The following is a 13570-nucleotide window of genomic DNA, read 5'->3' as shown; positions in this document are numbered from 1 at the left end:
GCTCCCGCCCTCGGGTGGAGCCGGGCCGCGGCGTGTCCGGGGCGTGCCTAGGTGGCGCTGGTGAGCGGGCGCGGGTGGTCGGGCTCGCCGGTGCGGGCCATCGGGTCGACGGGGGCGTCGGTGGCCTGGCAGGTCGGGCACCAGTAGGTGATCCGCTCCTGCAGGTCGGGGCCCTGGTCGCCGCGCAGGATCGGCGTGCCGCAGCGGTAGCAGGGCTTGTCCTTGCGGCCGTAGACCCAGTGGTCGCGGCCGCGGCGCAGGTCGCCGGTGGTGCTCTGCTCCGGGCGGTCGCGGTTGGCGAGCATCAGCGCGCGGGTGCGCTCGACGAGCCCGGCGAGGTCTTCGACGTCGGCGACGCGCATCCACGGGTGCACGCCGCAGACGAACAGCCCCTCGACCTTGTAGAGGTTGCCCGGGCCGCACAGGTTGCGCTGGTCGAGGATCGCGACGCCGATCTGCTCGTCGGGGTGCGACTCCAGCCGGCGCAGCGCCTCGTCGAGGTCCCAGTCGGGGCCGAGGACGTCGGGGCCGAGGTGCCCGACGACGGTGTCCTCGTGCTCGGTGCGGACCATCGCGACGTCGTGCAGCCGGTAGCCGACGCAGTCCCACCGGTCGGTGGCCAGGATCGCCCGGATGGAGAAGGTGGGGCCGCCGTGCCAGCGGGCGCCCTTCCTGTAGATGTGCCAGCTGCCGTCCATCCGGTAGTGGGTGCGCAGCGTCCATCCGTCGGTGAAGCGGGTGAGCATGTGCTTGCCGCGGGGGACCACCGCGGCGACCGTCCGGCCGGCCAGGTCGGTGGCGGCCAGCTGGGGCACCCGGAGCTCGCCGCGGCGCAGCGTCTCGCCGGCCAGCGCGGTGTTCATCCGCTTGGCCGCCAGCCAGACGGTGTCTCCCTCGGGCACCCGTCCAGTGTCCCCTGGATGCGAACGGCGTGCTCAGGAGCGAGGGACGTCACGCCGGGACCGGGAAGCGCCGGGCCCCGGACGGCGCTGAGCGTGCCGTGCAGCGACGTCCCGACCCGCGCGACCCGGCCATCGCCCCCGAGCACGTCGCGGGGGTGGCCGAGCCGGTGACGGTGACCGTGGCCCGCGACGTGCGCCCCGAGCAGCGGGCGCCGTTCGAGCAGTGGGCCGGGGAGATCCTCGGCCTCGCCGAGCGGTTCCCCGGCAACCTCGGTACCAGCCTGCTGCGCCCCGGCCCCGGCTCCACCCGCTACCACCTGGTGTACCGGTTCGCCGACGGCGAGTCGCTGGCCCGTTGGGAGCGGTCGGCCGAGCGGCAGGAGGCGCTGCGGCGGGTGGAGCACCTCTCCGGCGGCGCCGACTACGCGCGCGTGGCCGGCCTCGACAGCTTCTTCACCGCGATGACCCCGCCGCGGCCGGGCCCGCGCTGGCGGCTGACGGTGCTCACCATCGCCGCCGTCTTCGGGATCACGCTGGGCTTCCAGCTGCTGGTGGCCCCGCACGTCGCGTCCTGGCCGCTGCCGCTGCGCCTGCTGCTGTCGGCGACCGTCGTCGTGGTGCTGCTCGGCCAGGTGGTCATGCCGCGGCTGACCCGCTGGTTCGGCCCCTGGCTGCGCGGCCGTCGCTGACCGGTCGGCCCCCTCGCAGGGTCCCGCCGCGAGCTCGCGAGCGGTGGGGAGCGAGGGGGTCCTTCATCAGTCGAGCGGGCGGACGCCGGCGGCGCTGACGCCGCGGGCGCCGGAGGTGCGGGTGAAGGCGACCCGCTGGCCCTCCTCGAGCTCGCGGTAGCCGCCGGTCTCCTCGATCTCCGAGAAGTGCACGAAGACGTCGTCGCCGCCGTCGTCGGGCGTGATGAAGCCGAAGCCCTTGTCGGGGTTGAACCACTGCACGGTGCCCTGCGCGTCGCCGCCGGCGTCCCCGCCGCGGCCGGCGGAGCGGGCCGGGCGCTGGTCGCGGCCGCCCCGGTCGTCGCGGCGGTCGTCCCGGCGGTCGCGGGGCGCGGGCCGGTCGTAGCCGCCGCGCCGGCCGCCGCCGACCAGCCGCACCGATTCGGCCTGCAGGCCGCGGTTGCCCTCGACCAGCTCGAACTCGACGCGGTCGCCCTCCTCGAGCTCGCCACCGCGGCCGCTGAGCGCGGAGACGTGCACGAAGACGTCCTCCGGGACGATGAACCCGAAGCCGCGGTCCGCGTCGAAGCGCGTCACGGTGCCCTGGACGACGATCCCGCGGGGCGCGCGGCTCCCGCCGGAGCGGCCGCGGTCGTCGCGGTACCCACCCCGGTCGTCGCGGGCGGGACCGCGGTCGTCCCGCCGGTCGTCACGGCGGGCGCGGGGCGCTCCGCCGGTCGGGCGCACCCGGTCGGCCTGGGGGCCGCGCGGGCCGGGGCTCGCGTCGTAGTCGACCGACTGCCCCTCGTCGAGGGTGCGGAAGCCCCCGGTGTCCTCGATCGCCGAGAAGTGGACGAACACGTCGTCCCCGCCGTCCTGCGGCTCGATGAACCCGAAGCCCTTGTCCGCGTCGAACCAGCGGACCGTGCCGGCTGCCATGTCTGTTCCCTCTATCCCTCACGAACTGCGACGATCCACGGTACGCGTCCGCGGTGAATGCCGACTCCCTCAGCCGCGGAGACGCAACCCCCGCGGGGTGGCCGCGAACCCGGCGGCCTGCAGCGCCGACGACAGCGGGGTGTCCTGGTGCACCGAGGCGCCGTCGGCCTTCTGCACCACCATCCGGCCCAGCGCGCCGGCGGCGACGGCGCCCGACAGCGCGGTGGCGGCCTCCTTGAGCGTCTGCTCGTCCTCGGTCCACGACAGCAGCGTCTTGCCACCGCGTTCGACGTAGAGCACCAGCTCGCCGTCGACCAGCACGACCAGCGCGCCGGCCTTGCGCCCGGCGCGGTGCCCGGTGGCCCGTTTCCCGCCGCCGGTGCCCTCGCCGACGTCGACCGCGACCTGGTCGGCCGACTCGCCGTCGGAGGGGCCGGTGCGGTCCGGCCACGGCAGCGCCGCGCCGTACACGTTGGCCGGGTCGGTGGCGGCGAGCACGATCGCGCCCTCGGGGGCGCGGTCGGGGGTGGCGAAGGCGCGCAGCCGGTCGACCGAGCCGGGGGTGCCGAACTGGGCGGCGCCGAGGGTCTCGACGAAGTAGCCGCGCCGGGCCCGGTTGTTCTCCTCGAACGCGCGCAGCACCGGGTAGACGGCGGAGAACCCGCCGGGCACCTGCTCGGCCATGACCGCGCCGCGGGTGAGCACGCCGTGCCGCTCGAGCAGCGCCTCGGCGCGGGCGGTGGTGCGCCGCGTCGGGTTGGGCTCCCGCTCGGGCAGCCGCGACCAGCGGCCGGCCACGGTGGGCGGGCCGGTGCGGGTGGGCATCGCCGGGCGGCCCAGGCGCGGGCGGCCGTAGCGGGTGCGGTCCACCCGGGCGCGCGGCGGCGCCGGGGTGCGCTTGTGCGTGCCGCCGCCGGCCAGCCGGGTGCGCAGCGGGGCGAGCGTGTCGTTGGTGAGCAGCCCGGCCCACACCAGGTCCCACACGACGTCGGCGAGCGCGGTGTCGTCGGTGGCGCCGACAGCCCGACCGACGCTGTCGGACAGGCCGCGGAAGAAGACCGCCTGCCCGGCCGACAGCTGCTCGAGGACGGCGAACCCGACGCCCCCCTCCTCCGGCAGCTCCACGGGGTCGGGCAGCAGCAGCGGCGCGAGGTCGGCGGGCACCAGGCTCACCCAGCCGTCGCCGCCGGGCAGCCCGCCGGCGCCGGCCCACAGCACCTCGCCGGCGCTGGTGAGCTCGTCGAGCATCGCGGGGCGGTAGTCGCGCACCCGGCTCGGCAGCACCAGCGACTCCAGCGCGCTGGCCGGGACGAGCGCGCCGGCCAGCTGCTCGACCACGGCGAGGACGCCGTCGACGCCGCGCATCCGGCTGCCCACCGACTGCCAGGACGGGGTGAAACGGGCCAGCGTGCCGATCGGCACCGGCTCGACCTCCTGGCGCAGCTTGGCCAGGCTGCGGCGGCGCACCGAGCGCAGCACCTCGGCGTCGCACCACTCCTGGCCGGTGCCGCCGGGCCGGAACTCGCCGGTGACCAGCCGCCCGGTGCCCACCAGCCGCTGCAGCGTCGCGGTGACCACGGCGACGCCGAGGCCCAGGCGGGTGGCCACCTCGGCGGGCTGGAACGGTCCGTGCGTGCGGGCGTAGCGGCCGACGAGGTCGCCCAGCGGGTCGGCGACCGGCTCGGTGAACGCCTCCGGGACGCCGACGGGCAGCGCGGTGCCCAGGGCGTCGCGCAGCCGGCCGGCGTCCTCGATGGCGACGTGCCGCTCCTCGCCGGCGATCCGCACGACGATCGCCCGCCGCGAGGCCACCAGCTCCTGGAGCCACTCCGCGGGCACGCCGCGCAGCGCCGCCTCGGCCGGGGTGAGGTCGCCGAGGCCGCGCAGCAGGTCGGAGGCGCCGTCGACGTCGCGGGGGTGCCGCTCGGTGGGCAGCCGCTGCAGCTCGCGCTCCACCTCGGCCAGCGCCTCGGCGTCGAGCAGCTCGCGCAGCTCGGAGCGGCCGAGCAGCTCGGCGAGCAGGCCGGTGTCGAGCGCCAGCGCCTGCGCGCGGCGCTCGGCCAGCGGGGCGTCGCCCTCGTAGAGGAACTGCCCGACGTAGCCGAACAACAGCGACTGGGCGAACGGGCTCGCGGACTGGGTCTGCACGTCGACCACGCGCACCCGCCGGGAGCGGACGTCGCGCATCAGCTCGACCAGCCCGGGCACGTCGTAGACGTCCTGCAGCACCTCGCGGGCCGCCTCCAGCGTGATGGGGAAGCTGGAGAACTCGCTGGCCACGCTCAGCAGCTGGGCGGCGCGCTGGCGCTGCTGCCACAGCGGGGTGCGCCGGCGCGGGTCGCGGCGGGGGAGCAGCAGTGCGCGGGCGGCGCACTCGCGGAAGCGGCTCGCGAACAGCGCCGAGCTGCCGACCTCGGCGGTCACCTCCCGCTCGACGTCGTCGGGGTCGAGGACGGCGAGGTCGGCCTCGGGCGGCTCTCCGGTGGTGTCGGGCAGCCGCAGCACGATGCCGTCGTCGGAGTGCATGGAGGCGACGTCGACGCCGTAGCGCTCGCGCAGCCGCGCGGCGAGCACCAGCGCCCAGGGGGCGTTGACCTGCGCGCCGAAGGGGGAGTGCACGACCAGCCGCCAGTCGCCGAGCTCGTCGCGGAACCGCTCGACCAGCAGCGTGCGGTCGTCGGGCAGGTGCCCGGTGGCCGCCTTCTGCTCGGCGAGGTAGGCGAGCAGGTTGGCCGCGCCCCAGTCGTCGAGACCGGCGGCCTGCGCCCGCTCGCGGCCCCGCTCCGGCGTCGCCGACCCGACCTCGCGGAGGAAGGCGCCCAGCGCGCGGCCGAGTTCCAGCGGCCGGCCGGGAGCGTCGCCGTGCCAGAACGGCATCTTCCCGGGCTGGCCGGGGGCGGGGGAGACCAGCACCCGGTCGTGGGTGATCTCCTCGATCCGCCAGGACGACGAGCCGAGCAGGAAGACGTCGCCCACCCGCGACTCGTAGACCATCTCCTCGTCGAGCTCGCCCACGCGGCGCCCGCCCGAGCCCTCGCCGCCGACGAGGAAGACGCCGAACAGCCCGCGGTCGGGGATGGTGCCGCCGCTGGTGACCGCCAGCCGCTGGGCGCCGTTGCGGGCGGTGAGGGTGTCGGTGACCCGGTCCCAGGTCAGCCGCGGCCGCAGCTCGGCGAACGCGTCGGAGGGGTAGCGGCCGGCGAGCATGTCGAGGACCGCGTGCAGCGCCGGGTCCGGCAGGCCGGAGAACGGCGCGGACCGGCGCAGCAGCGCGCCGACCTCCTCCACCGTGCGCGGGCCCTCGGACACGATCGCCACGATCTGCTGGGCGAGCACGTCGAGGGGGTTGCGCAGGTAGCGGATCGACTCGATCGCGCCGGCCTTCATCCGCTCGGCGACCAGCGCGCACTGCACGAGGTCGCCGCGGTACTTGGGGAACAGGACGCCGCGGCTGACCGCGCCGACCTGGTGCCCTGCGCGGCCCACCCGCTGCAGGCCCGCGGCCACGGTGGGCGGCGCCTCGACCTGGACGACGAGGTCGACCGAGCCCATGTCGATGCCGAGCTCGAGCGACGACGTCGCCACCACCGCCGGCAGCTGCCCGGACTTCAGCGCCTCCTCGACGACGGCGCGCTGCTCGCGGGACACCGAGCCGTGGTGGGCCGCGGCGACCGGCTTCACGCCCTCGGGGACGCCACCGCCGGACCCGGCCTGCGCCATGAGCGCGGCGGCGTTCGTGCCGGGCGGGACCGGCTCGCCGGTGGCGCGCTCGAAGGCCATCTCGTTGAGCCGGCTGGTGAGCCGCTCGGCCAGCCGGCGGGAGTTGGCGAAGACGATGGTGCTGCGGTGGGCCTCGACCAGGTCGAGCACCCGCTCCTCGACCGCCGGCCAGATCGACGTCCGCGGCTGGTCACCGGCGGCCGAGCCCTCCAGCTCGCCGGTGGGCTGCCCCAGCTGGCTCATGTCCTCGACCGGCACGACCACCGACAGGTCCCACTGCTTGACCGACGGCGGCTGCACGACCTCCACCGGCCGGCCGCCGGCGAGGAAGGTGGCCACCTCCTCGATCGGGCGCACGGTGGCCGACAGGCCGATCCGCTGCGCCGGGCGGTCGAGCAGCTCGTCGAGCCGGTCGAGGGAGACGGCCATGTGCGCGCCGCGCTTGCTGTCGGTGACGGCGTGCACCTCGTCGACGATCACCGTCTCGACGCCGCGCAGCGCCTCCCGCGCCGAGCTCGTGAGCATGAGGAACAGCGACTCGGGCGTGGTGATGAGGATGTCGGTGGGCCGCCGGGTGAAGGCCCGCCGCTCGTCGGCCGGGGTGTCGCCGGAGCGGATGCCGACGGTGATCTCGGGGCGGGGGAGGCCCAGGCGCATCGCGGCCTGCCCGATGCCGGCCAGCGGCGCCCGCAGGTTGCGCTCGACGTCGACCGCCAGCGCCTTGAGCGGGGACACGTAGAGGACGCGGCAGCGGCGGCTCTCGTCGGCCGGCGGGATGCTGGTGAGCCGGTCGAGCGACCAGAGGAAGGCCGCCAGCGTCTTGCCCGACCCGGTGGGGGCGACGACGAGCGCGTGCCCGCCGCTGCTGATGGCCTGCCAGGCGCCCTCCTGCGCCGCCGTGGGCTCGGCGAACGCACCCGTGAACCAGGCCCGGGTGGGCGCGGAGAACCGGTCGAGAGCGGGCACGTCCCCAGTGTCCCCGCGGGTACGACAGTCCGCTGGCCTGCGCCGATGTCGGCACCCGACGGATGACCCGGTCTGCGGCCTGACTGTCAGCCGGCGAGCACCTCGGCCAATCCGGTGACTGCCCCCGGCAGCGCCACCACCACCGCACCCGCCAGGACGACGCGTCCCGTACGGACGGCCACCCGGACGTCTGGGCCGCACGTCGACACAGCACGGGAGGCGATGAGCACGAGGACCCCTATGGCGGCGGCTGCGGCGCCCAGCGGGAACACGAGGACGAGCGAGAGAAGCGGCAGGTATCGGACGATCGACCATTCGTCCGGCTCCGGCAGCGTCCGGCTCGTGGCCCCAGCCACTCCGACGACCACAGCGGCGTGCAGGAGCGTCAGTGCGACGAGGGAGAGCACGGCGACCCAGCCCGGGCCGAGGAAGGTGAAGTCGACGTTGCCCGGGCGCAGCGGGTCGAGTCGGACGGCGAACAGGACCAGCAGCAGTCCCGCCAGCGATACGGCACGCCACCACCCTGCGGGCAGGAGCCGGTGCACGAGCAAGTAGAGCAACGCCGCCAGAGCTCCGGCGGGAAGGGCGCCGAACACCAGGAAGCCGACGGTGCCGCTCGCGGAGACCCGGCCGACCACGGCGCCTCCCTCGGTGACCAGTCCCCGTGCCTCCGGAGAGGTGAGGGCGAGGAGGCGCATGACGAGGCGGCCACCCGGCCCGGCCGCGAGCACAGTGCTGACGGCGGTCGTCACCGTCCACAGGTTCAACCACCACAGATAGCGCCGGAGCACCGCCCTCGTGGAGGGCCGACGTCCATCGGACGTGACCGGGCCGGGGGTCAGGAGGGGCAGCCGTCCCCACCGCCCGGCCACGAGGAGCCCAGTGACCAGCAACAGCAGGCAGACGACGACGACACCCACCTCCGGAGTCTCGCGAGCGCGATGCCGCGGGCCCAGGGCCGCCAGTCCCGCACAGTCCGTCTTCGACCGCGGCGGGACCAGGGGTGGCGTGCGGCACACTGCCGGGCATGCGCTCCTCCCTCTACGAGGCCGACCACGAGGACTTCCGGCAGACGGTCCGCACGTGGCTGGAGAAGAACGTCGCCCCCTTCCACGACCGGTGGGAGCGCGACGGGATCGTGCCCCGCGAGGTCTGGCTCTCGGGCGGCGAGCAGGGGCTGCTCGGCTTCGACGTCGACGAGCGCTACGGCGGCGGCGGGGTGCGCGACTTCCGCTACAACGCCGTCCTGGACGAGGAGGTCACCCGCATCGGCGCCAGCGGCCTCGGGTTCGGCCTGCACAACGACGTCGTCGCCCCCTACCTGCGCGACCTGTGCACCGAGGAGCAGGCGCAGCGCTGGCTGCCCGGGTTCTGCCGGGGGGAGCTGATCACCGCGATCGCGATGACCGAGCCCGGCACCGGCAGCGACCTGCAGGCCATCCGCACCACCGCCCGCCGTGACGGCGACGAGTGGGTGCTCAGCGGCGCGAAGACGTTCATCACCAACGGGATCAACGCCGACCTGGTCATCGTGGTCGCCCGCACCGATCCCGACGCCCCCGGCGCCAGGGGCACCAGCCTGCTCGTCGTCGAGCGGGGCATGCCCGGCTTCACCCGCGGCCGCAACCTCGACAAGGTCGGTCTCAAGGCGCAGGACACCGCCGAGCTCTTCTTCGACGAGGTGCGCGTCCCCGCGGCCAACCTGCTCGGCACCGAGAACCGCGGCTTCGCCCACCTCATGGAGAACCTCCCGCAGGAGCGGCTGTCGATCGCCGTGGGCGCCGTCGCCGCCTGCGAGACGGTGCTGGCGCAGACGCGCGGGTACGTGACCGGCCGGACGGCGTTCGGCCGGCCGGTCGGCAGCTTCCAGCACAGCCGGTTCGTGCTCGCCGAGCTCACCACCGAGACGACGATCGCGCGCACCTTCGTCGACGAGTGCGTCCGCCAGCTCGGCCGGGGCGAGCTGACCGCCGTCGACGCGGCGATGGCCAAGTACTGGACGACCGAGCTGCAGAACAAGGTGGCCGACCGCTGCCTGCAGCTGCACGGTGGCTACGGCTACATGGACGAGTACCCGGTCTCGAAGGCGTGGCGCGACGCCCGCGTGCAGTCCATCTACGGCGGCACGAACGAGATCATGCGGGAGATCATCGGCCGCTCGCTCGGGCTGTGAGCCGGCCGTGACGACGGAGGTCCCGGTCACCGTCGACGTCGCGCGGGTCCAGCGGCGCACCGTCGGCGTCCTCTCCGGCGCCGTGGCGCTCGCGGGCCTCGGCGTCACCGTCGGGATCACGATCGGCGGGCTGCTCGCGCGGGAGGTCGCCGGCAGCGACGCCGCGGCCGGCCTCGGGCAGACCGCCGGCGTCCTCGGCGCCGCGGTGCTCGCCGTCCCGCTCGCCCGGCTGTCCGACCGGGCCGGCCGGCGCGCCGGGCTGGCCGCGGGCTACGCCGTCGCCGTCGCCGGGGCGCTGGTCACCGTGCTCGCCGCGGCGCTGTCCTCGCTGCCGCTGCTGCTCGCCGGCCTGTTCGCCTTCGGTGCTTCCACCGCCTGCGGCCTGCAGGCGCGCTACGCCGCCGCCGACCTCGCGACGCCGGAGCGGCGCGGCCGCGACCTGTCGCTGGTCGTCTGGGCGACGACGGTCGGCTCGGTTCTCGGTCCGAACCTCGCCGCGCCCGGGGCCGCGCTGGGGCGGGCCCTCGGCCTGCCGGAGCTCGGCGGCGGCTTCGTCGTCTCCGCCGCGGGGTTCGCCGTCGTCGCGGCGGTCCTGCTGGTGCTGTTGCGGCCGGACCCGCTGCTGCTGTCCCGGCGGCTGGCCGACGGCGGCACGCGGCCGGCCGGCAGCCGCGGGAGCACCCGCGCGGCGCTGCGGGAGGTGTGGGCCTCGGCCGACGGGCGGCTCGGCGTGGTCGCCGTCGTGGTCGCCCACTCCGTGATGGTCGGGGTCATGGTCATGACGCCGGTGCACATGGGGCACGCCGGCGGGCACGACGACGCGACGACGCTGCGCCTGGTGGGCGTGGTCATCAGCGTGCACGTGGCCGGGATGTACCTGTTCTCCCCGCTGGTCGGCTGGCTCGCCGACCGGGCCGGCCGACGGGCGACCGTGGCCGTGGGCGGGGTGCTGCTGCTTGCCGCCGCGGCCATCGCCGGCACAGCACCGCCGGAGGCCGCGGGCCGCCTCGGCGTCGGGCTGCTGCTGCTCGGCCTGGGCTGGTCCTGCGGGCTGATCGCGGGTTCCACGCTGGTCACCGAGTCGGTGCCCGCGGCCACGCGGCCGGCCGCGCAGGGCGGCACCGACCTCCTCATGGGGCTGGGCGCCGCCGTCGCGGGCGCGGCCGGCGGTCCGCTGCTCGCGGCCGGCGGCTTCGGCCTGGTGGCCGGCGTCTCGGCCGCCCTCGTGCTGCCGCTGGCGCTGGTCTGGGCGCTGCGCCGATGAGGCCTCAGCGGCCGCGCATCCCGCGCCAGAGCAGCACCAGCGACACGAGCATGCACAGCGCGATGCCGATCTCCAGGACGGTGTCCCAGGTCGCGGAGCCGGTGGAGGGGAACACGGGCCCAGCTTAGTCCTGCTATCGTGAAGCACCTTCACGATGCAGGGGGTTCACGATGGCGGACGACGCCCGGGTGGCCGCACTGGACCGCGTGCTGGAGCTGACCGTCCTGCTGGGCCGGGACATGACGGCGTCGCTGGCCGCCTCCGGCCTGACGGTGGCCCGCACGACGCTGCTGTGGCACCTGCGCGCCGCCGGCCCGAGCACCCAGCGCGCGCTCGCCGACGCCCTCGGCGTCAGCGCCCGCAACGTGACCGGCCTGGTCGACGGGCTGGCCGCCGCCGGCCTGGTCACCCGCGAGCCGCACCCGGACGACCGGCGGGCCACGCTGGTCACGCCCACCGGGCGCGGGCGGGAGCTGCTCGACGAGCTCGGGCGCGGCCAGGCCGAGCTCGCCGGTCAGCTGTTCGGCGGCCTGTCGGCCGACCGGCTCGACGGGCTGGTGTCCGCCCTCGACGACGTCCTCGGGCGGCTGCGGCCGCTGGTCCCGGGCAGCGCCGCGGAGGAGGCGCCGTGAGCGCCCCGGGGCCGGTGCGCCGCGCGGTCGCCCTCGAGCTCGGCACCTGGCGCAGCCTGGCGCGCTGGGTGTCGCGCCGGCCCGACGTCCCGGCCGGCGCCGAGGCCTTCGGCTACGGGTCGGCCGCCTCGCCGGTGCTGTGGACCTTCGTCGTCCTGTCGGCCGTCGAGATCCCGCTGGTCGACTGGCTCCTGCCGTGGCCGGCGGCGCGCGTGGCCCTGCTCGTCGTCGGCGTCTACGGCCTGCTGTGGATGCTCGGCATGCTCGGCGGCATGCACGTCCACCCGCACGTGGTCGACGACGAGGGGCTGCGCGTGCGCAACGGGTCCTCCGTCGACGTGCGGGTGCCGTGGGAGGCCATCGCGGCGGTCCGCGTGCGGCGGCGCTCGGTCGAGGGCTCGCGCACCGTCGTCGTCGCCGAGGAGGGCGGGCGGCGGGCGGTGTCGGTCGCCGTCGTCGCCTCCACGCAGGTCGACGTCGAGCTGCGGACGCCGCTCGTGCTGCCGCTCGCCCGCACCGGCGGACGGCCGGTCGACGAGGTCCGGCTGGCCGCCGACGACCCGGCCGCGCTGGTGCGCCGGCTGCGCGCGGGGCTGGCCGGGCACGCGGCCGCCACCCCCGACGCGGGCGCGCGCTAGCGTCGGGAGCGTGCGCCTGCAGGAGTTCTGGTCCCGGCTCGACGACCGCTTCGGGTCGATGCGGGCGCAGAGCGTGGCGCGCGACCACGTCTTCTCCGCCCTGGGCGGGCGCACCGCCGTTGACGCGCTGGAGGCCGGGCTGCCGGTCCGCCGCGTGTGGCTGGCGATCTGCGAGGAGTACGACGTGCCCCTCAAGGAGCGCTGAGCCGGTCCCCGGCGGGCGGCCCTGCGTGTCGCTCGACTCGAACACGTGTTCGTCCTACAGTGGCGGGCGCGTCCACAGGGAGGTCGTCCCTCCACAGGTCCGGTCGGTCCCCGGAAATGTCAGACCCCCGGCCTAGCGTCGCCTCCGACACCGCATCGACTCCACGACACGCGACTTCCCGAAGGTGAGCACCATGGCAACGCTCGACCGCGACAAGGCCCTCGACATGGCCCTCGCCCAGATCGACAAGCAGTTCGGCAAGGGCTCGGTCATGCGGCTGGGCGACAGCGCCGCCCAGGCGATCAAGGTCATCCCGACCGGCTCGATCGCCCTGGACATCGCGCTGGGCATCGGCGGCCTGCCGCGCGGCCGCGTCATCGAGGTCTACGGCCCGGAGGCCTCCGGTAAGACCACCGTCGCCCTGCACGCGGTGGCCAACGCCCAGGCCGCCGGCGGCATCGCGGCCTTCATCGACGCCGAGCACGCGCTCGACCCGGAGTACGCCCGGGCCATCGGCGTCGACACCGACGCGCTGCTGGTCAGCCAGCCCGACACCGGTGAGCAGGCGCTCGAGATCGCCGACATGCTGATCCGCTCCGGCGCGCTGGACATCATCGTCATCGACTCCGTGGCGGCCCTCGTGCCCCGCGCCGAGATCGAGGGCGAGATGGGTGACAGCCACGTCGGTCTGCAGGCCCGCCTCATGAGCCAGGCGCTGCGGAAGATCACCGGTGCGCTGAACAACTCCGGCACCACCGCGATCTTCATCAACCAGCTGCGCGAGAAGGTCGGCATCGTCTACGGCTCGCCCGAGGTCACCACCGGTGGTCGCGCGCTGAAGTTCTACTCGTCGGTCCGCCTCGACGTGCGCCGCATCGAGACCCTCAAGCAGGGCACCGACGCCGTCGGCAGCCGGGTCCGGGTGAAGGTCGTCAAGAACAAGGTCGCCGCCCCGTTCAAGCAGGCCGAGCTCGACCTGCTGTGGGGCCACGGCTTCAGCCGTGAGGGCGGCCTGATCGACGCCGGCGTCGAGCAGGGCTTCATCCGCAAGTCCGGCGCCTGGTACACGTACGAGGGCGACCAGCTCGGCCAGGGCAAGGAGAACGTCCGCACGTTCCTCCGCGACAACCCCGACCTCGCCGACGAGATCGAGAAGAAGGTCAAGGAGAAGCTGGGCATCGGCCCGCAGGTCGACGCGCCGGCCGCCGAGTCGGCCGACTTCTGAGTCACCCCGTGACCGGCTGGCCCGGGCCGGCCTCCGAGGAGGCCGACCCCGAGCTGACCGGCCGCCCCAGCGGCCGGCGCGGACGCCGGACCCGTGCACCGGGTCCCGGCGACCGTGCCGGCCGCGGGCGGCGGCGCGGGGGGGGGGGGCCGGGCCCCCCGCCCCCCCCCCCCCCCCCCCCCCCCCCCCCCCCGCCCCCCCCCCCCCCCGCCGCGCCCCCGCCCACCGGCCCACCAGC

11 protein-coding genes are annotated in these 13570 nt (G+C 75.7%); 7 read left to right on the top strand and 4 right to left on the bottom strand.

What is annotated here, in order from left to right:
• Window positions 1-47: 47 nt before the first annotated feature.
• Window positions 48-902: a DNA-formamidopyrimidine glycosylase family protein gene (locus tag ACI79X_RS21405; protein ID WP_457027437.1), complete on the bottom strand. Its 855-nt coding sequence runs from the start codon at window positions 900-902 to the stop codon at window positions 48-50.
• A gap of 98 nt (window positions 903-1000) precedes the next feature.
• Between ACI79X_RS21405 and ACI79X_RS21400 the strand changes: the two genes are divergently transcribed.
• On the top strand, window positions 1001-1591 hold the full coding sequence (locus ACI79X_RS21400; RefSeq protein WP_457027436.1) for an antibiotic biosynthesis monooxygenase: 591 nt from the start codon (window positions 1001-1003) through the stop codon (window positions 1589-1591).
• 66 nt (window positions 1592-1657) lie between these two features.
• On the opposite strand, the gene ACI79X_RS21395 is transcribed toward ACI79X_RS21400, so the two are convergent.
• The 3 genes from ACI79X_RS21395 to ACI79X_RS21385 all read right to left on the bottom strand — a co-directional run bounded on the left by ACI79X_RS21395 (window position 1658) and on the right by ACI79X_RS21385 (window position 8115).
• Window positions 1658-2509: a cold shock domain-containing protein gene (locus ACI79X_RS21395; protein ID WP_457027435.1), complete on the bottom strand. Its 852-nt coding sequence runs from the start codon at window positions 2507-2509 to the stop codon at window positions 1658-1660.
• 69 nt (window positions 2510-2578) lie between these two features.
• Window positions 2579-7195 carry an ATP-dependent helicase gene (locus ACI79X_RS21390; protein WP_457027434.1) on the bottom strand — a complete coding sequence of 1539 codons (4617 nt, stop codon included), beginning with the start codon at window positions 7193-7195 and terminating at the stop codon, window positions 2579-2581.
• An 86-nt stretch (window positions 7196-7281) separates the two neighbouring features.
• Window positions 7282-8115 carry a hypothetical protein gene (locus ACI79X_RS21385; RefSeq protein ID WP_457027433.1) on the bottom strand — a complete coding sequence of 278 codons (834 nt, stop codon included), beginning with the start codon at window positions 8113-8115 and terminating at the stop codon, window positions 7282-7284.
• A gap of 107 nt (window positions 8116-8222) precedes the next feature.
• Here ACI79X_RS21385 and ACI79X_RS21380 point away from each other — a divergent pair, with 107 nt between their 5' ends.
• The 6 genes from ACI79X_RS21380 to recA all read left to right on the top strand — a co-directional run bounded on the left by ACI79X_RS21380 (window position 8223) and on the right by recA (window position 13332).
• Window positions 8223-9368, top strand: a complete 1146-nt coding sequence (locus ACI79X_RS21380; protein ID WP_457027432.1) for an acyl-CoA dehydrogenase family protein — start codon at window positions 8223-8225, stop codon at window positions 9366-9368.
• Window positions 9369-9375: 7 nt separating this feature from the next.
• A complete protein-coding gene (locus tag ACI79X_RS21375; RefSeq protein ID WP_457027431.1) occupies window positions 9376-10632 on the top strand; it encodes an MFS transporter in 1257 nt (418 codons plus the stop codon).
• Between the two features lie 170 nt (window positions 10633-10802).
• The gene (locus tag ACI79X_RS21370; RefSeq protein ID WP_457027430.1) at window positions 10803-11264 is read left to right on the top strand and encodes a MarR family winged helix-turn-helix transcriptional regulator; all 462 of its coding nucleotides are present in this window, start codon (window positions 10803-10805) and stop codon (window positions 11262-11264) included.
• Window positions 11261-11902: a hypothetical protein gene (locus ACI79X_RS21365; protein WP_457027429.1), complete on the top strand. Its 642-nt coding sequence runs from the start codon at window positions 11261-11263 to the stop codon at window positions 11900-11902. The genes ACI79X_RS21370 and ACI79X_RS21365 overlap by 4 nt, the downstream gene beginning before the upstream one ends.
• 10 nt (window positions 11903-11912) lie before the next feature.
• Window positions 11913-12107 carry a DUF3046 domain-containing protein gene (locus ACI79X_RS21360; protein ID WP_456929001.1) on the top strand — a complete coding sequence of 65 codons (195 nt, stop codon included), beginning with the start codon at window positions 11913-11915 and terminating at the stop codon, window positions 12105-12107.
• A 193-nt stretch (window positions 12108-12300) separates the two neighbouring features.
• Window positions 12301-13332 carry a recombinase RecA gene (gene recA, locus ACI79X_RS21355; RefSeq protein ID WP_457027428.1) on the top strand — a complete coding sequence of 344 codons (1032 nt, stop codon included), beginning with the start codon at window positions 12301-12303 and terminating at the stop codon, window positions 13330-13332.
• Window positions 13333-13570 lie beyond the last annotated feature (238 nt).

Source organism: Geodermatophilus sp. SYSU D01119 (assembly GCF_054049975.1).
Note: the sequence above shows the minus strand (reverse complement) of the source record. Positions and strands in the feature narration are given on the sequence as shown.